Below are 21,149 nucleotides of genomic sequence, written 5' to 3'. Positions count from 1 at the left end.
TGTCAACGAACAAAAGTGTACTTGCGAGCGTCGCGGCGGACGCGTCGGCCCGGTCGCCTCAGGCGGCTTCGGGTTCGAGCGACTCGGCGTCGACTTCCAGCAGTCGCGCCTCGCAGTCCTCACAGCGGACGGCGAGTACTTCCCACGACCGGCAGCACGACTCGGCGGTCTCCGAGCCGAACCGGACGTCGCCGCCGCAGGTCGGACATCGGTCGAGGTAGATGCGGACCCCCCTCGCCAGCGCGCTCCGCTGCTCGGCCGTCAGGCGGTCCCAGTCGTCGAGGCGACCGTCGAGGGTGGCGTCGGCGGCCACGTCCGCGACGAGCGCGCCGTCCGACTCCCATGTGCCGAGTGTTGTGCCGTTGGCCATCGCCACGACCCACCGGCTCCGAGCCCGGGATTCAAGCGTGACGTCGGCCTCGTCGACGCCGGTCATGCGGGCGAGCCACCGTCGCGCGACGTCCTCGTCGGTGCGCGCAATCTCGTCGTTCCACGCCGATTCGAACGCCGGTGCGAGGCGGAGTTCGTCGCCGCTCTCGTCCAACTCCAACGCGCCGGCGTCCATCAGGGCCGCCTCCACGTCGAACGCCGCGGCCGACGCGCCATCGCCGTCTAACTGCCCCGTTTCGACCTCCTCGCTCGGGGATTCGGCGTCAACGTCGTCACCGGCGGCCGGCGCGGATGCGGCGGCCCCGACGTGGGCCGGCGTCGGCTCCTTGTCGAACCACCGGAGGACCCGGTCGGGGAAGTACGTCTTCGTGAGCGTCGGCGTGCCGGGAATCAGGTAGCCGCGGAAATAAATCGCGCCCGCGAAGAGGGCGAACGAGACGAGCGCGAGCGGCGGCCACGCGACGCCGAGCAACAGGCTCAACGCGGCGGCGATGACGACGTTCACGATGGTACACGGGGTACACCGGTTCTCGCCGGTGTACTCGGGTTGGCGGAGTCGGTCTGCGAGTGTCGAGGTTGTCATGGCGGGCGGGAAAGCTTCGTTCCCTCCTATGAGGTCGTTCGCGTCAATAAAGCTACTCGTGACACGTCGCGGGGAGCACGGGTCGTTCACGAGTGTCGCCGCGAGACGCGACGCCCGGCGTCTCAGCGCGTCGGCCGCTTGAACACGAGCGCCGTCTGCCCGCTGTTCGCGCCGGCACCGCGCGAGTCGGAAATCGTGTCCACGAGCTCCCACCCCTCGCCGCCGAGGGAGTTGAGGGCGTCTTCCATCGGCGCGGTATCGCCGCTGAACAGGCCGCCGTCGGCCGTGCGGACGATTTTGTACTCCCACTCGCCGCCGGGGGCGGTGGGGTCAGTCATCGGACTCCTCCGGGTCGCACTCGGCTCCACCGGCCGCGGCGGGGTCCCCGCGTTCCCGGCGCTCGTACGTGACGAACGAGAAGCCGTCGCGGTCGTCGCGGGCGGTCTCGACCCACTCCTCGCGGTCCCGTTCGGGGAACCGCGTGTCGCCCTCGTGGGCCGCGTCGAGTTCGGTGAGAATCAGCCCCGCCGCGCGGTCGAGGAACTGCTCGTAGACGGTCGCGCCGCCGACGACGTACACCGTCTCGACGCCCATCTCGGCGGCCGCGGCCTCGGCGGCGGCGACCGCGGAGTCGACCGAATCGACCGCTTCAGCGCCCTCGGGGAGGTCGAGGTCGCGGGTCGTCAGCACGACGCTGTGACGGTCCGGAAGCGGGCCGCCGAGCTGGCGGGCGATGCTCTCGTAGGTCGTGCGACCCATCACGACCGGGTGACCGGTCGTCGTCCGCTTGAAGTGTTTGAGGTCCTCGGGGAGGTGCCACGGCATGTCGCCGTCGCGGCCGATGACGCGGTTGTCGGCGACGGCGGCGACGAGGACGAACCGGACCGCGGCGTCGGTGGCGGTGGCGACGTCGGCCGCGGGGTCGACGGCGGCCCCAGACTCGCCGGACTCCTCGCCGCTCATTCGGCCACCGCGAAGCGAATCCCGTCGGCCGGGTCGTAGTCTCGGAGGACGATGTCCTCGAACGAGAGTTCTTCGAGCGGCACGTCGGCCACGTCGAGCGCGGGGCGCTCGCGGGGTTCGCGCGAGGCCTGCAGGAGCAGTCCGGGAACGTGGTCGTAGTCCTCCTCGCCGTCGGCTTCCTCGGGGGCCGCGTCGAGGAGCCACTCGCGCACGTCGAGGTACCCTTCGGGGGACTCCACGTCGGCGAGGCGGGACTGGAGTTCGTCGAGGTGGTCGCCGTACCACGCGCCGCGCTCGCCCGTGCCGCAGTAGACGTGGGCGTCGACGATGGTGTGGGCGAACGACCCGAGTTCGAATCCGGCGCGCTGGGCGACGACCTGCGCGAGGATGGCGTACGCCGCGAGGTTGAACGGGACGCCGAGCGCGATGTCGCCGGAGCGCTGGGTCAGGTGGAGGTTGAGTTCGTCGCCCTGCACGTTGAAGACGAACGTGTAGTGACACGGCGGAAGCGTCGAGACGGCCGCGTTCGCGGGGTGCCACGCGTTGATGACAAGCCGTCGGGAGTTCGGGTTCTCTTCGAGCGTGTCGAGGACGTACGCGAGCTGGTCGAACGTCCCCTCGTCGTTCATCCAGCGGTGGTCGTCGTCGGGCCACGCCTCGCCCGAAAGCTCTTCCTCGGGGACCGGGTAGCGCCGCCAGAACCGACCGTAGGCCGTGTCGAGGTGGCCCTCCTCGTCGGCCCACGCGTCCCAGATGCCCGTCTCCTCGCGGAGGGTGCGGATGTGCTCTTCGCCCGAGAGGTACCACAGCAGTTCGTGGATGAGCGAGTTCCAGCGGAAGCCCGAGAGGTCCTTGGTCGTGAGCAGCGGAAAACCCTCCTGTAGGTCGACGGTGTAGTGCTTCGAGAAGCCCGAGATGGTGTCTACTCCGGTCCGATTGGGTTTGTGTCGCCCGGTGCCGAGAACGTCTGTCACGAGGTCGAGATATTGGCGCATGAGAGGTGCCCTGATTGGCTGTTGGTCGTGGTCGGACCATACTAAACTTCCCCGTATCAGCGCGGATTTCCGCGACGCCCACAACACCGAATACCCCGCTTTTCGTACCTGTGCCCATGATTCGCAACCTCGCAGGGGATATCCGGGCCTTCACGAGCAATGTTTTCCTCGTCGACGGCGAGACCACCGCGCTCGTGGACGCCGGCGCGAACTTCGACGTGGTGCCGAAGGTCCGGGAGGTCACCGACTCGCTCGACGCGGTGTACCTCACCCACACGCACCCCGACCACATCGGAAACGTGGACGCCGTCCGCGAGGCGTTCGACGTACAGACGTGGGGCTACGACACCGGCAACCTCGCCGTCGATAAGCGTATCGACGACGGCGAGCGCGTCCAAATCGGCGACGACGTGTTCGAGGCGGTCCACACACCGGGGCACAAGGACGACCACCTGTGCTTTTTCTCCCGCGGGTCGGGCGTCTGCTTCGCGGGCGACCTCGTTTTCGCCGACGGCGGCTTCGGCCGAACCGACCTCCCCGAGGGCGACCGCGGCGCGCTCGTCGAGAGCATCGACCGCCTGCGCGAGGTCGTCGGCGACGACCTGACCGAACTCCACACCGGCCACGGCCCGAGCGTCACGACTCGCCCGAGCGAGGACCTCGAACTCGCGGCGCGCGCGGCGCGGACGAGGTGAGTCGCCGTATCGACGTTACCGACGCCCCGACGCCTCTTACCGACTCGTGTAGCCGCCGTCGACGGTGAGCGCCTCGCCCGTCGTGAACGACGCGCCGTCGGAACAGAGCCAGACGACCGCGGAGGCGATTTCGTCCACGTCGCCGAGGCGGTTCATCGGGTGGAGCGACTCGATGCCCTTCCGGGCTTCGGGGTCGTCGAGGCCGCCCTCGCCGAGTAGTGGCGTGTCAACGAACCCCGGACACACCGCGTTGACGCGGACGCCCTGTTCGGCGTACTCGATGGCCGCGGTCTTCGTCAACCCGAGGACGCCGTGTTTCGCGGCGACGTAGTGGCTCGCGTTCGCGAAGCCGACCTTTCCGAGAATCGACGCCATGTTGACGACGACGCCTCCGTCGCCGCCGAGCATCGCGGGAATCTCGTGTCGCATCGACCGCCAGACGCCGTTGAGGTTCACGTCGATGACTTGTTGCCACTCGTCGAACGAGAGGTCGGCGGCCGGTTTCTGCGCGCCGCCGACGCCCGCGTTGTTGCAGGCGAAATCCAGTCGCCCGTACTCCGAGACCGCCGTCTCGACCATCGCGGCGACGGCGTCGCCGTCCGTCACGTCCGTCTCGACGAACGTCGCCGTCCCGCCGGCCTCCTCGATGCGCGCGACGGTCTCCTCGCCGCCCTCGACGTTCACGTCGGAGACGACGACGCGCGCGCCCTCCGCGGCGAACGCCTCCGCCGTCGCGCGACCGATTCCAGAGCCAGCGCCTGTTACAACCGCGACTTCGGTGTCGAACTGAGCCATAGTACGATAGAGAACACAACAACCTGACAGATAACCGTTTGTGCGACTCTCGCGTCGGGAGAATGTCGGGGACGGCGACCAGCGCGGTGAGTGTGTGGCGGCGGCTACTCCTCGTCTTCTTCGGGGACGGCGTCGGGGTGGAGGCCGAAGTAGCCCGGTTCGTCGCTCCGGGGGTCGTTGATGACGAAGTCCTCCTGATTGGCGACGATCCACGGAATCGTCCACTGGACGATGCGGTCTTCGGTCTCCTCGCTGAGGTCGTCCTGCGGCGACAGCCCCTGCATCAGGCGGGCGATTTCGCCGACGGTGTACATGTAGTCGGGGTCGAGGATGTCGGCGGGTTCGTACAGCAGATACCCGTAGAGGGTGTCGAACTCGTCTTTCGGCTTGGGCATACCGCACGCTTCTCGGCCGACGGTCAAAACCCCGACGACAGCGGGCGACGCGCGGGGGAGACGACGGCACTGCGGGCGGTGAGCGCCCCCGTGACGCCCGCACGAGCCTCCACGGGCCCATGAGTAGGCTTATCATCCGTGCCGCGAGACCCGAAACGATGAGCGACGCCGCCGCACGACTCGTCGAGGCCTTCCGAAGCTTCGGCGGGGACGACCTCCGAGACCTCTGGGTCTTCGACCACCACGGGTACGAACACCTCTATCTCAGGGCGGACGTGTCCGATGCGCTCGAATGCCTCGACGTCTCCCGATTTATCGACAACGAGCGGTTCGGCTACGTCACGAGAGACACCTACGAGACGCTGTACTACGCGGACTACGGCTACACCGTCCGCGGATTCGACTCGTTCGAGCAGTTCCGGACGTTCGTCGGTGACCGCCCCACCGGCGTCCTCGCCAGCTTCGACCGCGGAACTGACGGCCGCGACTTCGCCGCGCTGTACGACCGGGTCTGCGCGCTGAACGAGGAGTTCGGCGGCACAGAGCTGTTCTCCGACCCGACCGCCCGCGACGGACAGTTCTGAGCGGCGGACCGCAATCCGAGAGAGACGGCTCTGACGGCTCTCAACACTCTATTCGACGCGAATAGCGCCGTCGCTGGCGGCGTGGCGTCCGAAAGAAAAGTCGGGATGTATCGGGTTTACTCGAAGAGTTCGACGGCCTGCTCGTAGCGAGCGGCGGGTTCGTCCCAGTCGACGACTTCGAAGAACGCGCTCACGAAGTCGCCGCGGGCCGGGCCGTAGTCGTGGTAGTACGAGTGCTCCCAGACGTCCAGCGCGAGAATCGGGTGACTACCCCAGAGCGCGCCCTGGTCGTGCTTGTCGACGACGACGTTCCGAAGCTGGTTCGAGAACGAGTCGTACACCAGGAGCGCCCAGCCGCCGGCCGCGCCGGCCGCCGCTTCGAATTCGCCCTTCCACGCCTCGTAGGAGCCGAAGTCCTCCGCGATGCGCTCTGCGAGCGCGCCCGAGGGCTCGTCGCCGCCTTCCGGCGACATGTTCTGCCAGAACAGGTCGTGCAGAATGTGACCGGAGCCGTTGTGCGTGACGTTGCGGAGCGCGCCGGCGGACGAGCCGAACTCGCCTGCTTCGCGGTTGTCGGCGAGGGTCTCCTCGGCCGCGTTCCAGCCGTTGACGTAGCCCTGGTGGTGGGTGTCGTGATGCCACGTCAGCACCTGCTCGGAGATGTGCGGTTCGAGGGCGTCGTACTCGTACGGAAGCGGGTCGAGTTCGTAGCTCATAATGTGTAACCTCCGTATCACGGGTGGGGCGGAATCCTGTTAAAACTTGAGGAGAGGTATGCTAGCACAAACCACGGTATAGAGACCGCTGTCGGTCGATTTCTCCCGTTCGAGAAACTCCGGTTCGCGCGAGCGTGTCAGCCGTCGAACGGGTCCGTCCGGCGCTCGTACTCGATTTCGGTCGAGACGGCGTCGGCGATGTCTGACCCGAACTCGCGCTCGACGACGTGTAACGAGAGGTCGAGTCCGGAGGTGACGCCGCCCGCGGTGAGCACGTCGCCGTCGTCGACGACGCGCGCTTCGACGACTTCCGCGGCCGTTTCTCGGAGGTCGGCGAGCGCGCCGCCGTGGGTGACCGCGGGGCGACCGTCGAGGACGCCGGCGCGGGCGAGGAGCATCCCGCCGGTACAGACGCCCGCAACGGTGGTCCCGGCCTCGTGGAGCGCGGCGATGGCGTCGGGAATCTCGCCCTTCTCGGCTTCGGCCCACGCGCTCTGTTCGGCGCGGGAGTTCCAGCCGCCGCCGGGGACGACGAGGAGGTCCGGGCGGTCGGTCTCGGGGTCGAGGACGCCGTCGACGCCGACGCGCATCCCGTGGTTCGCGGTCACGGACTCGCGGTCGTCGAGCGCGACGAGTTCGGCCGCGCAGTCGGCCCCGGCCGCGCCGGCGTTCTGGAACACCTCGAACGGCGCGACGGCGTCGAGTTCGTCGAAGCCGTCGTAGAGGATGATAGAGACGTGCACGCTTCCGGAGTCGGTGCCCGAGGAGAAAGCCGTTCGTGCCGCGGCGACCGCGGGCGGAGAAACGCGGACTGATTCGGCCGACGCTCAGTCGTCGCCGCGGGCGGCCTCGAACATCGAAATCGCCCGCTCGCGGCGCTCGGAGTGGTCCACGACCGGGGCCGGGTAGTCGGGCGCGAGGCGCTCGCGTTCGAGGTCGGTCAGTTCGTGCCACTCGTGGATGGCGTTGGCCGTCACGTCCGATAGCTCGGGGACGTACCGCTTGATGTACTCGCCGTCGGGGTCGTAGCGCTCGCCCTGCGTCATCGGGTTGAAGATGCGGAAGTACGGCTGGGCGTCGGTCCCGGTCGAGGCGGCCCACTGCCAGCCGCCGTTGTCGTTGGCGGTGTCGTGGTCCGCGAGGTGCTCGCGGAAGTGCGCGTAGCCGTGTCGCCAGTCGCACAGGAGGTCCTTCGTGAGGAACGACGCGACGATCATCCGGACGCGGTTGTGCATGTGCGCCTCCTCGCGGAGCTGTCGCATCCCGGCGTCGACGATGGGATAGCCGGTTTCGCCCGCCTTCCACGCCGCGAGCTCTTCGGCGTCGTCGCGCCACGCGATGTCCTCCTCGTACTCCTTGTAGTTCTCCGTGACGACGTTCGGGTGCTCTCGGAGGACGTGCGCGTAGAATTCCCGCCACGCCAACTGCGACTGGAACTCCTCGACCGACTCGTCTCGCTCGCCGCCGACGCCCTCGCGGGCCGCCGCGGTCGCCGCGTACACCTCGCGGATGCCGATGGTCCCGAACTTGAGGTCCGCCGAGAGCCGCGACGTGGCGTCCCGCGTCGGGTAGTCGCGGTCGTCGGCGTAGCGGTAGATGGCGTCCGCGCAGAACGCCGACAGGCGCTCGCGGGCCGCCTCGGTCCCCGCCGACTGGACCGCCGCCGTCGGCTCCTCGAAGCCGAGGTCCGAGACGGTCGGCAGGTCGCCGACGGCGATGTCGAACTCGGCGTCTCCGTCGGCGAGGCGTTCGGCTGCGGATTCGAGCGTTCCGGCGTCGGCGAGGTCTCCGGCCTCCGGTTCCGAGTACGGCTCGGGCTTGTCGCGGTCGCGCCACTTCTTCCAGAAGTAGGTGTAGACGGAGTACGTGTCCCCCGCGTTCGTCGTGATGCTCCCCGGCGGGTGGAAGATGGCGTCGTGGACCGGTTCGCGGGCGACGCCGGCGTCGTCGAGGGCGAGCCGCACGTCGGCGTCGCGCTCGCGGGCCAGTCCGGAGTAGTCGATGCCCCACACGGTCCGTTTCGCATCGAGCGCCGCCGCGACCGCCGGCACGACCGTCCGCGGGTCGCCGCGGGCGACGAGCAGGTCGCTCCCGCGCTCTCGGTACGCCTCGCGGAGTTCGGCGAGCGCGTCGAGCAAGTACCTGACGCGGGGCGCGCCGGCGTGGTCGAGCACGTCCCGGTCGAAGACGAAAAGCGGGGCGACGGGCCCCGCCTCCGCGGCCGTGGCGAGGCCGCGGTTGTCCGCGACGCGCAGGTCCCGGCGGTGCCAGTGCAGTTGCATAGCCGCGCCTCAGGACGGCGTCTATGTCAATGTAGCGGCAGTCGGCCGCCGACAGGCGGGAAAACCGCTCGACCGGCTCGTTCGACTGAGCTTAATCGCCCGGAGACGCTGGAAACGGCTTCCTACCGCGTCTCGCGGCGGCAGTCGCTCGTTTTCGGACGCCCGTTGGCATGAATGTGGTACGACAGCCGACACTCCCGGCGACGCGACTGTCGCGGGTAATGTGATGTTATCGACCGAATTCCCGGACCGGAGCACGTTTACGTTCTTGCTATCTGGTGTACCCGGTTCATACCTATACGGCGTCGTACCCACGGTTCTGGTATGTCCGGGCATCGCTTCCTTCCCGACTCCGGGGTCCGACAGCCGCGTCTCCGTTCCCCGCTCGTGTTTCCGCTTTTCCTCTTGACGCTCGTCTGCGGCACGCTCGGGTGGCTTGTCTGGGTCCCCTACGGCGTGTTCCTCGGCGTCTTGCCGCCGGTCGTCGTCTTCGGCTTCGCGCTCGCCGAACTCTCGTCGCCGCCGCCGTCGCCCCCGCGACTCCCGTCGGCGCGACCGTCGCCGCCGCTCTCGCTCGACGGCCGGGTCGACCTCGCGGCCGCCCTGCACGGCGCGGGCGTCTTTTCGGCCGACGCGGACGGCACGCTCTCTTTGTCGCCGCAGTTCGCCGAAGAGTGGCGCGCCCGCGTGCTCGACACCGAGGGGCGGGACCACGACCGCGAGGCGCTCGCAGGACTCCTCGGCGTCGATCCGGACAGAATCGAACTGGGGTGGGACGAGCGGGGGCTGTTCGCGCGCCTCGACCGCGGGACCGTGGGCCGGTGGGCCTCTCGCGCCGCGTTCGTCGCCGACCTCACGGCGGTCGCGACGTTCCGGCGGTACTACCCCGAGTGGTGGCGGCTCTCGACGGCGGACCGGAACCGCGTCCTCGGAGCGCTTCGGCTGTGTCTCCGGACCTGCCCGACCTGCGACGGCGCGGTTTCGGTCGAGACGAAGCGAGTTGCGGGCGCCGAACGCGGTGGGACGAAACGGCGCGTCTCGGCGACCTGCCGCGGCTGTGACGCGTCCCTGTTCGACGGCGTCGTCGAGCAGTCGGCGGGCGAGCAGTCCGGGTCCGAGGAGGGGGCCGGCGTGCATCCGCAGAACACGAGGTAGCCGGGCGACCGCTCACCGCTCGCCGGGGACGCGTTGGCGCGGGCGCTCTCAGGGGAGCGGGTCGATGCCGTCGCGTCGCCCGTCGAGCACCGAAAACCGCTCCCCGCGGCGTCGTTCGAGCCACCTGAGCAGTCGTTCTGCCCACCGGAGTTTCTGCGCTTTCATGGCGTCCACGGTCGGGTCGTCGAAGTCCCAACCGACGAAGACGAGCCGGTCCGCCCCGAGTTCGTCGGCGGTGAAGGCCGCCCGGTCGCCGTCGGTGAAGCCGCCCCAGTTGACGACGGGACCGACCGGGGCCGCCTGCGTCGTCCCGAGGACGTGGTCGGTATCGAACCGCGGCACCCACTCGCGGACCGCGGGGAGGTTGTCACCGTGGGCGTGGGCCGCGACGGGCACGCCCGATTCGGTCAGTTCGACCGCCGTCTCGGGGTTTTTGTCGAGGTCGGTCACCATCAAATCGAGGTCGAACCCGGCGTCTCGAACCGCGTCGGCGGCGGTGGAAGCGGCGACGACGACGTCCACGTCGGGGCCGTCGAGCCGGTCGAGTTCGGCGTCGAGCGTCGGGGCCGCCCCGCAGACGGCGACGGTCGCGCCCGCCCAGTCCAGTCGGTCGCGGTCGAACGGTTCCACGAGGTCCGCGAGCGCGTCTCTGGCGCGCTCGTCGCCGGTTCGGTCGAAGCCGAAGTCATCGAGAATCCGCCCGTAGACGGGTTCCCACGTGGTGAAATCCATGGTGTAGCTGTCGCTCAGAATGTAACTGTATGGGCCGGAACGGCACTCGTGTACCCCTACCCGCGTGCCCTTCCGGCGTCCACAGGACCGTTTTAGAGTCGGATGGTATAAGTTTTCTCTTAGTAGAACGGTCAACGTCTGCCGAACGTCAGACGGGCAGACGGGTCTGTGAAGGGTTCTCGAACCGGTTAACGCGTCGCCCGCTCGACCGTTTCGAGGGCGGATTCGAGGGCGTCGGACGCGTCCGTGACGAGCGCCGAAAGCCGGGCGAGCGCGGCGGGCGTCCCGACCAGAAGCGCGCCGGTGTCGCCGCCGGCCAAGACGGCTCCCGCGTCGCCGGCGGCGGCGGCGAGGGCCTCCCGGTCGTCGGCCCCGAGCCCCTCCAGTTCGAAGACGCGCGTGACGCTCTCGGCGGCGACCTCGCGGTTCGCGCCGACGCGGTCGAGGTGTCTCGCGGCCTCGCCGGGCGTCGTCACGTCGAGTTCCTCGACCGACACGTCGCCGGGTTCGCGGACGCGGCGGCGCTTGAACTCGTGGCCGATGAGGGCGGCGTCGCGGGTCTCTTTCACGTCGTGGGTCCGGACGACGTGTGCGCCGCGCTCGACCGCCATCGACGTGGCGGCGAGGCTGACGGGCAAGGCCTCCTCGGTCGGGCGGCCGGCCACGTCGCGGAGGAAGTTCTTGCGGTTGATGGAGACCAAGATGGGGTGGCCGTAGCCGCGGAACTCCCGCAGGCGGTCGAACGTCTCGCGGTCGTGTTCGAGCGTCTTCGCCTCCGACCAGCCGCCGAAGGCGGGGTCGACGATGGTCTTGTCGGTGAAGCCGTTCAGTTCGAGGGCGTCGTAGATGTCGTCGACCTCCTCTATCGCGCCGGGGCGAGTGAGGTCCGGGGGGCTGGCCATCTTGGCGACCGCGGCGTCGAACTCCTCGCAGACGCGGGGCATCTCCGGGTCGGCGAAGCCGCAGATGTCGTTGACCATGTCGAAGCCGCCGTCGAGCGCCGCCTCGGCGACCTCGTGGTAGCGCGTCTCGATGGAGAAGACGGCGTCGCCGGAGACGCTGTCGAGGACCGAAAGCGCCGTGTCGAGGCGGTCGAGTTCGTCTTCGGCCGACAGCACGTCGAGGCGCTTGTTCGCCGATTCGAGGCCGACGTCGACGATGTCGGCCCCCTCGTCGATGAGCTCGCGGTCGACGTATTCGGCGGCCTCGCTCGGGTCGTTGAACACGCTCGGCTTGTACGGGGACTCCTTGGAGACGTTCAGCACACCCATGATTCGGGGCGGGTGGTCGTCGCCGATTTCGAGTCCTGCCGCATCGACGGTTCGCATACCCGTCGGTTGGACCACACGATTATATGCCGACCGGTCGCGGAAGGCGGGCGAGTTCGTCGAGTACGAAGCCGCATGCGACGGAATTGAGGGCTATTGAGTCCTCATAGCAACCGCTTAATAGCGCTCTCTGGACTACACAGCCAACCGGGTGCCTTCCGGGCGCACCCACACAGGATTATGACTGGCGACGGACCACCGACGATACTCGCCGTTGACGACGAACCGTCCCTGACGACGCTGTACGAGGCGTGGCTCGCGGACGACTACCGCGTCGAGACGGCTTCGAGCGCGGAGGAGGCGCTCGGACTCGTCGCCGACGAGTCGTTCGACGCCGCGATGCTCGACAGGCAGATGCCCGGCGGCACCGGGGACGAGGTGCTGTCCGAACTCCGGGCGCGCGACCACGACTTCCCGGTCGTGATGGTGACCGGCGTCGACCCCGACACCGACATCGTCGAGATGCCGTTCGACGACTACCTCGTCAAGCCGGTCGGAAAACTGGAGGTCCGCCGCGCCGTCCGCTCGCTCGTGGTCCGCGGGTCGTACAACGACCTGCTCCGCGAGTACTTCGCGCTCGCCCGCAAGCGGGCCGTGTTGGAGTCCACCTACGACCGCGAGACGCTCGAAGAGTCGGCGTCGTACCGCGAACTCACCGCCTCGGTCGATGACGCGGCGGCCCGCGCCGACGACGCCCGCGCGGAACTGCTCGACGACGCGTTCGAGGAGGCGGCGCTCGACTTCGGATGACTGACCGGAGGCTCGACCGGCCGTGACGCGACGCCTCCTGCCGCGGTTCGTCAGGAAGCGGTACGCGGTGCAGTTCGCGCTCGCGGTCGGTCTCGTCACGCTCGCCATCGCGGCCGTCGGCGGCTACTCGTATCTCCACGCCAACGAGGTCATCGGCGACGAGACGCGCGACGACCTCGTGACGAACGCCGAGATTCAGGCGCAGAACCTCGACGAGTGGCTCACGCGGATGGAGGTGCAGATGCGGTCGATATCTGAGTCCGCGGCGTTCCAGTCCGGCGACGACCGCGACATCAACCTCTATCTGTGGTCGGTGGTCGAACGCGACCGCGACATCGACGCCGCGTACTACATCGACACGAGAAACGAGACGGTTCTCACGAGCACGGGGAGCGCCAGCGTCGCCTCGGCCGAGTCGGTGACGACGTACTACGGCCGCCGGGAGTTCACCGCGCTCGCCCAGCAGTCCCACGGCGACGTGGTCGTCTCGGACCCGTTCCGCCCCTCCGAGGGGGCCGCGCCCGTCGTCCTCTTCGCGACGACGATTCCCGACCGCCCGAACCGGGCCGTCATCGCCGTGGCGAACCTCCGAGACATCTCCGAGACGCATCTCCACGACATCGACGCCGGCCGGTTCGTCGTCGTCGACGGGGCGGGGACGGTCGTCCTCGCGGAGGACGAGTCGCGGCTGTTGGAGACCGACGCGCTCGACACGACCCGATACGACGCCGCGTCGGGGTTCGTCCCCGGGCAGTCGCTCGCCGGCTCGTCGACCGAGGTCGGGTTCGCCCGGATGGAGACCCACGACTGGGTCGTCACCTCCCGCGTCCCCACGGGCGAGGCGTACGCCCTGCGGACGGACATCCTCACGCAGATACTCGCGACCCTGTTCGTCGTCGGCGCGGGCGCGGCCCTGCTGGCGGTCACCATCGGTCGGGACACCGTGGACGCGGTTCGGACCCTCGGGTCGAACGCGCGGGAACTCACCGACGGCAACCTCGACGTCTCAATCGACCGCGACCGCGAGGACGAGTTCGGCGACCTCTACGAGGCGTTCGACGTGATGCGGGTTTCCCTGCGCGACCAGATTCTCGAAGCCGAGCGCGCCCGCGAGGAGGCCGAGGCGGCGAGAGGGGTGGCGTGGGCCGAAAAGGAGGCCTCCGAGCGCCGCCGCCGCCACCTCGAACGGACCGCGGAGGCCTACGGCGAGGTGATGCGGGCCTGCGCCGACGGCGACCTCGCGGAGCGAATCGAGCCCGACGAGGAGAGCGAGGCGATGGCCGAGGTCGCCCGCTCGTTCAACGAGATGATGGCCGACGTACAGGAGCGAAACGAACAGCTCCGAACCGTCTCGAACGTGCTCTCGCACGACCTGCGAAACCCACTCAACGTCGCGGTCGGCCGGGCCGAACTCCTCGCCGACGAGACCGAAAGCGACCACGTCGAACCGCTCGTCGAGTCGCTCGACCGCATCGACGCCATCATCGACGACGCGCTCGTGTTGGCGCTCCAGCGGCGGGTCGAAGACACGCTCCCGGTCGCGCTGTCGGACGCGGCCCGGCGGGCGTGGGGGCACGTGGAGACGGGGGACGCGACGCTCGTCGTCGAGGAGAACGCCCGGTTCGCCGCCGACCCCGACCTCGCGGCCCACGTCTTCGAGAACCTGTTTCGGAACTCCGTCGAGCACGGCGACCCAGACGGAGTGACCGTCACCGTCGGCGCGCTCTGCGACGCCCCCGGCTTCTACGTCGAAGACGACGGCCCCGGCATCCCGGAGGCCGACCGGGCGAGCGTGCTCGAACCGGGCTACACGACGAACCGCGCCGGCGGCGGGACCGGCTTCGGCCTCCCAATCGTCCTGCAGGTCGCCGACGCCCACGGCTGGGACCTCGCGCTCTGCGAGTCGGCGACCGGCGGCGCGCGGTTCGAACTCAGCGGCGTCGAGCATGTCGGCGGCGGTGCCGACGACGCCGTCTCCCTCGTGTGACTATATACCCCACTTAGCAACCACCATGACCGGACGCGAGAAACGACCGACCGTGAAGCCACCTTGTCGGGGCGGAGACGGAGCGAGTCGGCGCGGGTTCCTCGGCGCGCTCGGGGCGGCCGGGGCAGTCGGGCTCGCGGGCTGTCTCGGGAGCGTCGGGTCGGTGCCGGGGCCGACCGCGAGTCGGACCGCGACCGCGACGGCCGACGACGCGCTCTCGGGGCGTATCGCTATCGCCGGAAGTAGTACGGTCTACCCGCTGACGCTCTCGCTCGGCAAGTCGTTCTCGGAGGCGCACCCGGACGTGACGGTGTCCGTCGCCTCGACCGGGACCGGCGGGGGGTTCGCCGACTTCTTCTGTGCGGGCCGGACCGTCGTGAACGACGCGAGCAGGGCCATCGAGGCGGACGAGCGCGACGCGTGTGCGGCCGCCGGCATCGGCCCCGTGGAGTTCCGCATCGCCACCGACGCCGTCTCGGTCGTCGTCAACCCCGACGCCGACTGGGTGGACTGCCTCACGCTCTCCGAACTCGCCGCGATATGGCGCGTCGGCGGGGCCTCGTCGTGGAGCGACGTCCGACCCGAGTGGCCCGACGAGCCGATTCGCCTCGCCGGCCCGACGACCGCCTCGGGCACGTTCGACTACTTCTCCGACGCCGTCCTCCCGAGCGCGGTCCAGCGGACCGACCACCTCACGACCGAACAGGACACGGTCATCGCCAAGACCGTCGGCGACTCCCCGCACGCGATGGGCTACTTCGGCCTCGCGTACTACCTCCAGAACCGCGACACCGTCCGCGCGGTCCCGATTTCCGAGCCCGACGGATGCGCCCTCCCGTCGCCCGCGAACGCGAAGAACGGGACCTACGACACGCTCTCGCGACCCCTGTACGTCTACGTCGCCCGCGAGGCGCTGTCGCGTCCGGAGGTCGCCGCGTTCGTCCGCTACTACCTCGAACGGTCCACGTCGGAGCCGGCGGTCGTCGGCTACGTGCCCGTCACGGAGGAGGCGGCCGCCGACAACCTCGACCGGCTGGACGCGCTCCTCGCGGACGGCTGACCGGCATCACGCCATTTTTATCCGCCGCTCGGCTATCTCGGCCCATGGCGAAGGTCAGCGTCGGACTCCGCGGATGGCGGTTCGAGGAGGCCGAGATATTCACCGACGAGGGCGAGTTCAAACCGCTCGACGAGATTCCCGAGGACCCGCGGGAGCGACTCGTGCGCCTCGTCTCGCTCGTCGAGGAGCCGTGCGACGCCTGCTATCTGATTCACGGCGACGAGGAGATACAGCAGTGCCGACAGGCGTCCATCGTCTACGGCGAGCCCCGCGAGGAGGTGCTCCTCTGCGAACACCACGAGCCGGACTTCCTCTACTGGTTCCGCGAGGAGGACGGCCGCGACCTCGTCGGCGACGCGGTGTTCGCCGACGCCTTCCACGAGTGGTTCGCCGACGGCGGCCGCGCCCCCGAGGGCTACGGCGGACTGGAGTACGTCGACACCGAACCCGACGAACTGCCGTCGCCGCCGGACGCGAACGAGATACAGCGCCGGCTGGAGGAGAACTTCGTCGAGGGCGAGCGCATCGACCTCCGCGATTACGGTCCCGACGCGGACGACGACGAGGACGCGACGCCCCTGACCGAAGACGACCTCGACGGCGTCGACCTCGACACGGACTACCCGACGAGATGAGCGGCGACCGAGACGCCGACGCCGACCGGGGCCGCGAGTTCGTCGTCGTCGTCGTCGAACCCGAGACGCCCGGCAACGTCGGGACCATCGCGCGGGCGATGAAGAACTTCGGCATCTACGACCTCCGCCTCGTCGACCCGCCGGAACTGGACCCCGACGGCGAGGCGTACGGCTTCGCCGGCCACGCCCGCGAGGACGTGCTCCCGAACGCCACCGAGACGACCTTGGAGGAAGTCGTCGAGGAGTTCCACACCGTCGGGACGACCGCGGTCTCCCACGAGGACTCCACCCGGCACGTCCGCTACCCGTTCAAGACGCCGGTCGAAATCGCCGACTCGCTGGAGTCGGTGCAGACGAAGACCGCGCTCGTGTTCGGCCGCGAGGGAACCGGCCTCGACAACGAGGAGTTGGCGATGCTCGACGAGGTCTGTTGCATCCCCGCGGACGACCGCTACCCCGTGTTAAACCTCGGGCAGGCGGCGACGATTCTCATGTACGAGCTTCGCCGCTTTACGGTCGAGGAGACGCAACTCCCCGACGTGGAGCGCGAGCGCGCCTCCGAGGACGAAATCGAGGTCGTCTATCGCTTTTTCGACGACCTGCTCGACGCCGTGGACTACCGCGAGCACAAGCGGACCAAGACCTCGCGGATGATGCGCCGACTGCTCGGGCGCGCCCACCCGACCGAGCGCGAGGCCGCGACGCTGACGGGCGTGTTCCGCCGGGCCGCCGAGGCCGTCCGCGACCCGGACCGCTTCCGCGACGACGAGGACTGACGCGGCGCGCCCCGCGCTACTCCGCGTCGCCGTCCCGGCGGGCGAACATCACGTAGCTCACGAACGAACAGACCTTCTCGACCTCGCCCGACTCGCGTTCGGCGCGGGTCGTCGTCCGAATCTCCACGAGGCCGCGACTGTCGGTCTCGACGGTCGTCTCCAGCACTTCGGCTTCCACGACGAGCGTATCGCCCGGGTACACCGGTTTCCACCAGCGAAGCTCGTCGACGCCCTTCGCGCCGAGGGACGCGGAGTCGGCGAGGAAGCCGTCCACGAGCAGGCGCATCGTCATCGCCGTGGTGTGCCAGCCGCTGGCGATGACCCCGCCGTACATGGATTCGGCCTCGGCGCGCTCCGTGTCGGTGTGGAACCACTGCGGGTCGTACCGCTCGGCGAACTCCAGAATCTCCGATTCGGTCACGTCGTACGCGCCGAACTCGTGAGTGTCGCCGACCGCGAAATCCTCGAAGAACTGCATGACCCCACTTCGACTGGCCCCGTGGAGAAAGTAGCGGTGCCGGCGGTCCGGGCGACGCGCTCCCCCGGTCGCGTTCGGCGACTTCGCTTCCCCGACGCGCCAGACAGCTTTTGCGACCCGGCGTCCTACCCTCACGCGAGATGGCAACGTCCCCGCGTCGCTCTCGCCTCCCGATGGTCGCCGTCGGCGTCGTCGTCCTCGCGTTCTACCTCTCGCTCAGCGCGCTCAGCGCGTTCGCGGTGGTGACGCTCTGGCGACTCCGCCCCGACCCCCTGACCGCCGCCGTCGTCGGCGTCGCAGTCGCCGTCGTCCTCGGCTATCTGAGCTTCCGCTTCGGCACGGTGCGCCTGCTCAGCCAACTCGACGCGCGGGACATGTCGCCCGCGGAGTCGCCGTCGGTCCACCGCCTGCGCGACCGACTCGCCGAGCGGATGGACATCGACCCGCCGACGCTGAAGCTCGCGCGCTTTTCAGCGCCGAACGCGCTGGCGCTCGACCCGATGGGCCGCGACGTGGTCGTCTTCGACGCCGCGCTGTTCCGCCTCCTCGACGCCGACGAGTTCGAGGCCCTGCTGGCGCACGAACTCGCGCACCTCGAACGGAAAGACGGGCTGGTCCAGTCGCTCGTGGCGAGCGTCCTCCAGACGGTCGTCGGCGTCGGCTACCTGTTCGTCTCGCCGGTGACGTTCCTGACGACGGGGCTCGCCCTCGGCTCGGCGTGGATGCGCGGCCGACCGGGGTCGTGGCCCGAGACGCTCGCCGGACGGATTCGCCTCCGACTGGACGAGTTCGTCGGCCTGTTCGGCTTCGGCCTCACCGTGTTCGTCCGGTCGCAGTCGAGAAAGCGGGAGTTCGCGGCCGACGCGCGGGCCGCCGAGGTGACGGGCAAGCCGATGGCGCTCGCGTCGGCCCTGCGGAAGTTAGAGCGGGCCGCCCGGCCGCAACTCGGGCTGTCGCCGCTGTGGGTGTACGGCGAGGTCGAGGTCGAAGACCCGGTGTCGGACCTGCTTTCGACCCACCCCTCGACCGACGAGCGCGTCGAGCGGCTGGCCGCGATGGCCGACGAGTCGATGACGCGAATCGAGGTGCGGTGAGATGCCCGGTTCGCCCGACCCGGTGCTCGGCGACTGGCTTCTCACCCACGTCGTCGCCGTCGCCGCCGCGCTCACGACCGTCGGCGTCGTCTACGCGACCCGCGCTCGGAGCACCCGCGGTTTTCTGACGCCCGCGCTCCTCGGTGGCGGCTACGCCCTCGCCGCGCTCGCCGTCTGGACTGTCGCGCGACTCGTCACCGACGCGTTCCCCTCGGGCTTCGTCGAGGACCCGCTGGCCGCGGCGGGCTTCCTCGGGTTCTCGTTCCTCCTGCTCGCCGGGTTCGTCGTCGTCGCGGCCCTGCTGTTCGCTCGCCGGGGGCTGGTCGCGCCGCTCGTCGCCCTGTTCGGCGTCACGGAACTCGTCTGGTGGGCGTTCCTCCACGTCCGCGGCGAGACGGACGCGCTCGGGATGTTCCTCATCTTCGGACCTGCGCTGTTGGTCCTCCTCGTCGCCGCGGCCGGCGTCGAGTACGCGGGTCGGTGGGTCCGGCGGCGGTTCGTCCGCGACGGCGGGCGCTCGACGTCGTGAGAACGGGGAGAAAAGACGGTCGGCGAGAACAGTCGGGGCCGATTCAGGCGCGCTTTTGAATCTCCTCGCGGAGCACGTCGCTGACGACCTCGCCGTCGGCCTTGCCGCGGAGCGCGCCCATCGCCTCGCCCATGAGCGCGGAGAACGCGCCCATGCCCTGCTGTTCGACCTGGTCGGCGTTGCGCTCGACGACCTCGGCGATGGCCTCGCGGACCTCGTCCTCGGAGACGCCGGAGAGGCCGGCCTCCTCGACGGCTTCCTCGGCCGTGAGGCTCGGGTCCGCGGCGATGGTGGCGAGCACGTCGTTGACGCCCTCCTTGGCGAGGTCACCGTCCTCGACGAGGTGCATGACCGCGAGCAGGTGGTCGTCGGTGAGTTCGGAGACGGCCACGTCGTCGCGGCGGAGTTCGGTCAGCGTCGATTCGAGCAGGCCCGCCGCGAACGTCGCGTCGATGCCGGCGTCCACCCCCTCCTCGAACAGCGGCATCTTCCGGCCGTAGGCGACCTGTTCCGCGAGGCCGGCGTCGAGGCCGAACTCGGCCTGATAGCGGTCGACCTTCTCGGTCAGGAGTTCGGGCGTCTCCACGTCGCTCGGGTCGAGGTCGACGGGGAGCACGTCCGTCTCGGGGTACATCCGGGCCGCGCCGGGGAGCGGGCGGAGGTAGCGCGTCGTGCCGTCGTCGTTGGCACCGCGGGTCTCCTCGGGGACTTCCTCGATGGCGACGGCGGCGCGTTCTGCGACCGCGTCGATGGCGAGGTCGGCCGTCTCGGCGTCGTCGGCGACGATGGCGACCGCGTCCTCGGGGCCGGCGTCGACGGCGTCGCGGAGCGCCTCTACTTCGGCCTCGGTGACGCCGTAAGCCGGCAGTTCGTCGGTGTGGAAGATGCCGCCCGCGCCGTGGCGCTTGGCGTGGTCGGAGAGTTCGGTTCCGAGGCGGCGGTCGGGCTGGAGTTCGCGGCCGACGAGGCCGTCGAAGCCGTACAGGGGGACGGCCGTGACCTTCCCGCCGGCGTCGAGCGCGCCGCGGATGACGCCGGAGTCAGAGTCCTCGAACACGTCGGTCACGTCGGCCACGTCGCCGACGGAAGCGTCGCGCGACCGGAGTTCGTCGCGAATCTCGACGAGTTCCGCCTGTCGGCCGACCTCGAAGCGGACGATTTCGTCGATCTGGTCGAGCGCCTGCACGCCCTTGATTTCGACGCGCGCGCCGTCGGCGATGGAGACGTTCACGTCCTGTCGGATGGTGCCGAGGCCGCGTTTGACCTTGCCCGTCGAGCGCAGGAGCATGCCGATGGTCTGGGCCGCCTCGCGCGCCTGCTCGGGCGAGGAGATGTCCGGACCGGTGCCGATTTCGACGAGCGGGATGCCGAGGCGGTCGATACTGTAGAGGACACCGTCATCGCGCTCTTCGACGCGCTGGGCGGACTCCTCTTCGAGCATGAGGTCGACGACGGAGACGGGACCGTCGCTGGTCTGAATCTCGCCTTCCTGCGCGATGAGCGACGAGCGCTGGAAGCCCGAGGTGTTCGAGCCGTCGATGACGAGTTTGCGCATCACGTGCGCCTCGTCGACGACGTTCATGTCGAGCAGTTCGGCGATCTGCATGGCGACCGTGCGCGCCTCGTGGTCGAGTTCGTGCGGCGGCTCGTCGTCCTCTTCGACCAGACAGGTCGAGTCGTAGGCGAGGTACTCGAACTCGCGTTCGACGCGGCTCTCTTCGAGCGCGGCGTCGTCGAGCTCGCCCAGTTCGCTCTTGGTCGGATGGAGGAACCGCGAGAACGTGCGCGCCGCCTCGTCTGGCTCGCGGAGGTCGGTCGGACACCCGCAGAACAGCTTCGTCTCGGTGTCGAGTTGCTGGTGAATCTCCAGCCCAGCCACGAGGCCGAGGTCCTCGTAGTCGTAGTCGTACTCGGTCATTGGTACTCCCTGCGTTCGGGGGGAGTAAAAAAGGATTCAGTCTGCCGTCAGAGACGGCGCAGACCCTCGCCGATACCTTCCACCTGTTCACACTCGGGACAGACGTACGTCCACCCGTCGTTCGTCGCTCGTCCCTCCGGGAATACGGCCCCACAACCTCGACACTCCAACATGTCTCGCCCGCGGGCCCGCTGCTGTTGCAGTCCGGCCATACTGGTATAATCGTCAAAATCAAGCTTCAAAATACCGGTTTTCGAGATTTCGTGACAGTTCTTCACTCGGGAGCGACTGTCACGGCGTCACGGGGGT

General features: G+C 69.2%; 24 protein-coding genes. 10 read left to right on the top strand and 14 right to left on the bottom strand.

The window, feature by feature from the left end; translation table 11 throughout:
* Positions 1-58 precede the first annotated feature (58 nt).
* The 4 genes from NDI65_RS08445 to thyA form a co-directional block, all read right to left on the bottom strand.
* Entirely contained in the window at positions 59-973 is a 915-nt protein-coding gene (locus NDI65_RS08445; RefSeq protein ID WP_089777602.1) for a hypothetical protein, read from the bottom strand.
* 122 nt (positions 974-1,095) lie between these two features.
* Positions 1,096-1,311, bottom strand: a complete 216-nt coding sequence (locus tag NDI65_RS08440) for a DUF4177 domain-containing protein (protein WP_089777601.1) — start codon at positions 1,309-1,311, stop codon at positions 1,096-1,098.
* Positions 1,304-1,936 (bottom strand): dihydrofolate reductase, encoded by a 633-nt coding sequence (locus tag NDI65_RS08435; RefSeq protein ID WP_089777600.1) that lies wholly within the window; start codon positions 1,934-1,936, stop codon positions 1,304-1,306. The genes NDI65_RS08440 and NDI65_RS08435 overlap by 8 nt, the downstream gene beginning before the upstream one ends.
* Positions 1,933-2,931, bottom strand: coding sequence for a thymidylate synthase (gene thyA / locus NDI65_RS08430; RefSeq protein WP_089777599.1), 999 nt, complete (start codon positions 2,929-2,931; stop codon positions 1,933-1,935). The genes NDI65_RS08435 and thyA overlap by 4 nt, the downstream gene beginning before the upstream one ends.
* 116 nt (positions 2,932-3,047) lie before the next feature.
* Between thyA and NDI65_RS08425 the strand changes: the two genes are divergently transcribed.
* Positions 3,048-3,626: an MBL fold metallo-hydrolase gene (locus NDI65_RS08425; protein ID WP_089777598.1), complete on the top strand. Its 579-nt coding sequence runs from the start codon at positions 3,048-3,050 to the stop codon at positions 3,624-3,626.
* Between the two features lie 36 nt (positions 3,627-3,662).
* Here the strand turns inward: NDI65_RS08425 and NDI65_RS08420 are convergent, their stop codons facing one another.
* Both NDI65_RS08420 and NDI65_RS08415 read right to left on the bottom strand, forming a co-directional pair.
* Positions 3,663-4,421 (bottom strand): SDR family oxidoreductase, encoded by a 759-nt coding sequence (locus NDI65_RS08420; protein WP_310893558.1) that lies wholly within the window; start codon positions 4,419-4,421, stop codon positions 3,663-3,665.
* A 104-nt stretch (positions 4,422-4,525) separates the two neighbouring features.
* Entirely contained in the window at positions 4,526-4,816 is a 291-nt protein-coding gene (locus NDI65_RS08415) for a DUF5827 family protein (protein WP_058826157.1), read from the bottom strand.
* Between the two features lie 158 nt (positions 4,817-4,974).
* On the opposite strand from NDI65_RS08415, the gene NDI65_RS08410 reads away from it, so the two are divergent.
* Positions 4,975-5,400, top strand: a complete 426-nt coding sequence (locus NDI65_RS08410) for a hypothetical protein (RefSeq protein WP_089777596.1) — start codon at positions 4,975-4,977, stop codon at positions 5,398-5,400.
* A 116-nt stretch (positions 5,401-5,516) separates the two neighbouring features.
* On the opposite strand, the gene sod is transcribed toward NDI65_RS08410, so the two are convergent.
* From sod to NDI65_RS08395, 3 genes are all read right to left on the bottom strand, one after another.
* Positions 5,517-6,116 carry a superoxide dismutase gene (gene sod, locus NDI65_RS08405; RefSeq protein ID WP_310893557.1) on the bottom strand — a complete coding sequence of 200 codons (600 nt, stop codon included), beginning with the start codon at positions 6,114-6,116 and terminating at the stop codon, positions 5,517-5,519.
* Between the two features lie 137 nt (positions 6,117-6,253).
* On the bottom strand, positions 6,254-6,859 hold the full coding sequence (locus NDI65_RS08400) for a DJ-1/PfpI family protein (RefSeq protein ID WP_089777594.1): 606 nt from the start codon (positions 6,857-6,859) through the stop codon (positions 6,254-6,256).
* Between the two features lie 84 nt (positions 6,860-6,943).
* Positions 6,944-8,398 (bottom strand): deoxyribodipyrimidine photo-lyase, encoded by a 1,455-nt coding sequence (locus tag NDI65_RS08395; protein WP_089777593.1) that lies wholly within the window; start codon positions 8,396-8,398, stop codon positions 6,944-6,946.
* Between the two features lie 387 nt (positions 8,399-8,785).
* On the opposite strand from NDI65_RS08395, the gene NDI65_RS08390 reads away from it, so the two are divergent.
* Positions 8,786-9,553: a hypothetical protein gene (locus NDI65_RS08390; RefSeq protein WP_089779844.1), complete on the top strand. Its 768-nt coding sequence runs from the start codon at positions 8,786-8,788 to the stop codon at positions 9,551-9,553.
* Positions 9,554-9,601: 48 nt separating this feature from the next.
* On the opposite strand, the gene NDI65_RS08385 is transcribed toward NDI65_RS08390, so the two are convergent.
* Both NDI65_RS08385 and NDI65_RS08380 read right to left on the bottom strand, forming a co-directional pair.
* Positions 9,602-10,285 carry a 6-hydroxymethylpterin diphosphokinase MptE-like protein gene (locus tag NDI65_RS08385; RefSeq protein ID WP_089777592.1) on the bottom strand — a complete coding sequence of 228 codons (684 nt, stop codon included), beginning with the start codon at positions 10,283-10,285 and terminating at the stop codon, positions 9,602-9,604.
* Between the two features lie 188 nt (positions 10,286-10,473).
* Positions 10,474-11,613 (bottom strand): dihydropteroate synthase, encoded by a 1,140-nt coding sequence (locus NDI65_RS08380; protein WP_089777591.1) that lies wholly within the window; start codon positions 11,611-11,613, stop codon positions 10,474-10,476.
* 180 nt (positions 11,614-11,793) lie between these two features.
* Between NDI65_RS08380 and NDI65_RS08375 the strand changes: the two genes are divergently transcribed.
* The 5 genes from NDI65_RS08375 to NDI65_RS08355 are packed head-to-tail and all read left to right on the top strand — an operon-like array spanning position 11,794 to position 16,821.
* The gene (locus NDI65_RS08375; RefSeq protein WP_007273328.1) at positions 11,794-12,363 is read left to right on the top strand and encodes a response regulator; all 570 of its coding nucleotides are present in this window, start codon (positions 11,794-11,796) and stop codon (positions 12,361-12,363) included.
* 22 nt (positions 12,364-12,385) lie between these two features.
* The gene (locus NDI65_RS08370; RefSeq protein WP_007273327.1) at positions 12,386-14,350 is read left to right on the top strand and encodes an ATP-binding protein; all 1,965 of its coding nucleotides are present in this window, start codon (positions 12,386-12,388) and stop codon (positions 14,348-14,350) included.
* A 52-nt stretch (positions 14,351-14,402) separates the two neighbouring features.
* Positions 14,403-15,410 carry a PstS family phosphate ABC transporter substrate-binding protein gene (locus NDI65_RS08365; protein WP_226908707.1) on the top strand — a complete coding sequence of 336 codons (1,008 nt, stop codon included), beginning with the start codon at positions 14,403-14,405 and terminating at the stop codon, positions 15,408-15,410.
* Positions 15,411-15,454: 44 nt separating this feature from the next.
* Complete coding sequence (locus NDI65_RS08360; RefSeq protein ID WP_007273325.1) at positions 15,455-16,045, top strand: hypothetical protein; 591 nt, start codon at positions 15,455-15,457, stop codon at positions 16,043-16,045.
* A complete protein-coding gene (locus NDI65_RS08355; protein WP_089777588.1) occupies positions 16,042-16,821 on the top strand; it encodes an RNA methyltransferase in 780 nt (259 codons plus the stop codon). Before NDI65_RS08360 ends, NDI65_RS08355 begins: the two co-directional genes overlap by 4 nt.
* A 16-nt stretch (positions 16,822-16,837) precedes the next feature.
* Here NDI65_RS08355 and NDI65_RS08350 read toward each other — a convergent pair whose 3' ends face one another.
* Entirely contained in the window at positions 16,838-17,299 is a 462-nt protein-coding gene (locus NDI65_RS08350; protein ID WP_089777587.1) for a MaoC family dehydratase, read from the bottom strand.
* 173 nt (positions 17,300-17,472) lie between these two features.
* On the opposite strand from NDI65_RS08350, the gene NDI65_RS08345 reads away from it, so the two are divergent.
* Both NDI65_RS08345 and NDI65_RS08340 read left to right on the top strand, forming a co-directional pair.
* Positions 17,473-18,393: a M48 family metalloprotease gene (locus NDI65_RS08345; protein ID WP_089777586.1), complete on the top strand. Its 921-nt coding sequence runs from the start codon at positions 17,473-17,475 to the stop codon at positions 18,391-18,393.
* A 1-nt stretch (position 18,394) separates the two neighbouring features.
* The gene (locus NDI65_RS08340) at positions 18,395-18,922 is read left to right on the top strand and encodes a hypothetical protein (protein WP_310893556.1); all 528 of its coding nucleotides are present in this window, start codon (positions 18,395-18,397) and stop codon (positions 18,920-18,922) included.
* A gap of 43 nt (positions 18,923-18,965) precedes the next feature.
* On the opposite strand, the gene gatE is transcribed toward NDI65_RS08340, so the two are convergent.
* Complete coding sequence (gatE, locus tag NDI65_RS08335; protein WP_310893555.1) at positions 18,966-20,840, bottom strand: Glu-tRNA(Gln) amidotransferase subunit GatE; 1,875 nt, start codon at positions 20,838-20,840, stop codon at positions 18,966-18,968.
* A 47-nt stretch (positions 20,841-20,887) separates the two neighbouring features.
* Positions 20,888-21,052 carry an HVO_2901 family zinc finger protein gene (locus NDI65_RS08330; protein WP_013035362.1) on the bottom strand — a complete coding sequence of 55 codons (165 nt, stop codon included), beginning with the start codon at positions 21,050-21,052 and terminating at the stop codon, positions 20,888-20,890.
* Positions 21,053-21,149: the final 97 nt, after the last annotated feature.

It is taken from the genome of Haloferax sp. S2CR25, assembly GCF_031624535.1.
Lineage (GTDB): Archaea > Halobacteriota > Halobacteria > Halobacteriales > Haloferacaceae > Haloferax > Haloferax massiliensis.
This window is presented reverse-complemented; position numbering and strand designations above follow the sequence as displayed.

Excerpts from the sequence above, each read along its gene's own strand:
- NDI65_RS08445 (WP_089777602.1), bottom strand. The coding sequence starts at position 973 with ATGACAACCTCGACACTCGCAGACCGACTCCGCCAACCCGAGTACACC.
- NDI65_RS08440 (WP_089777601.1), bottom strand. The coding sequence starts at position 1,311 with ATGACTGACCCCACCGCCCCCGGCGGCGAGTGGGAGTACAAAATCGTC.
- NDI65_RS08435 (WP_089777600.1), bottom strand. The coding sequence starts at position 1,936 with ATGAGCGGCGAGGAGTCCGGCGAGTCTGGGGCCGCCGTCGACCCCGCG.
- thyA (WP_089777599.1), bottom strand. The coding sequence starts at position 2,931 with ATGCGCCAATATCTCGACCTCGTGACAGACGTTCTCGGCACCGGGCGA.
- NDI65_RS08425 (WP_089777598.1), top strand. The coding sequence starts at position 3,048 with ATGATTCGCAACCTCGCAGGGGATATCCGGGCCTTCACGAGCAATGTT.
- NDI65_RS08420 (WP_310893558.1), bottom strand. The coding sequence starts at position 4,421 with ATGGCTCAGTTCGACACCGAAGTCGCGGTTGTAACAGGCGCTGGCTCT.
- NDI65_RS08415 (WP_058826157.1), bottom strand. The coding sequence starts at position 4,816 with ATGCCCAAGCCGAAAGACGAGTTCGACACCCTCTACGGGTATCTGCTG.
- NDI65_RS08410 (WP_089777596.1), top strand. The coding sequence starts at position 4,975 with ATGAGCGACGCCGCCGCACGACTCGTCGAGGCCTTCCGAAGCTTCGGC.
- sod (WP_310893557.1), bottom strand. The coding sequence starts at position 6,116 with ATGAGCTACGAACTCGACCCGCTTCCGTACGAGTACGACGCCCTCGAA.
- NDI65_RS08395 (WP_089777593.1), bottom strand. The coding sequence starts at position 8,398 with ATGCAACTGCACTGGCACCGCCGGGACCTGCGCGTCGCGGACAACCGC.
- NDI65_RS08385 (WP_089777592.1), bottom strand. The coding sequence starts at position 10,285 with ATGGATTTCACCACGTGGGAACCCGTCTACGGGCGGATTCTCGATGAC.
- NDI65_RS08380 (WP_089777591.1), bottom strand. The coding sequence starts at position 11,613 with ATGCGAACCGTCGATGCGGCAGGACTCGAAATCGGCGACGACCACCCG.
- NDI65_RS08375 (WP_007273328.1), top strand. The coding sequence starts at position 11,794 with ATGACTGGCGACGGACCACCGACGATACTCGCCGTTGACGACGAACCG.
- NDI65_RS08360 (WP_007273325.1), top strand. The coding sequence starts at position 15,455 with ATGGCGAAGGTCAGCGTCGGACTCCGCGGATGGCGGTTCGAGGAGGCC.
- NDI65_RS08355 (WP_089777588.1), top strand. The coding sequence starts at position 16,042 with ATGAGCGGCGACCGAGACGCCGACGCCGACCGGGGCCGCGAGTTCGTC.
- NDI65_RS08350 (WP_089777587.1), bottom strand. The coding sequence starts at position 17,299 with ATGCAGTTCTTCGAGGATTTCGCGGTCGGCGACACTCACGAGTTCGGC.
- NDI65_RS08345 (WP_089777586.1), top strand. The coding sequence starts at position 17,473 with ATGGTCGCCGTCGGCGTCGTCGTCCTCGCGTTCTACCTCTCGCTCAGC.
- NDI65_RS08340 (WP_310893556.1), top strand. The coding sequence starts at position 18,395 with ATGCCCGGTTCGCCCGACCCGGTGCTCGGCGACTGGCTTCTCACCCAC.
- gatE (WP_310893555.1), bottom strand. The coding sequence starts at position 20,840 with ATGACCGAGTACGACTACGACTACGAGGACCTCGGCCTCGTGGCTGGG.
- NDI65_RS08330 (WP_013035362.1), bottom strand. The coding sequence starts at position 21,052 with ATGGCCGGACTGCAACAGCAGCGGGCCCGCGGGCGAGACATGTTGGAG.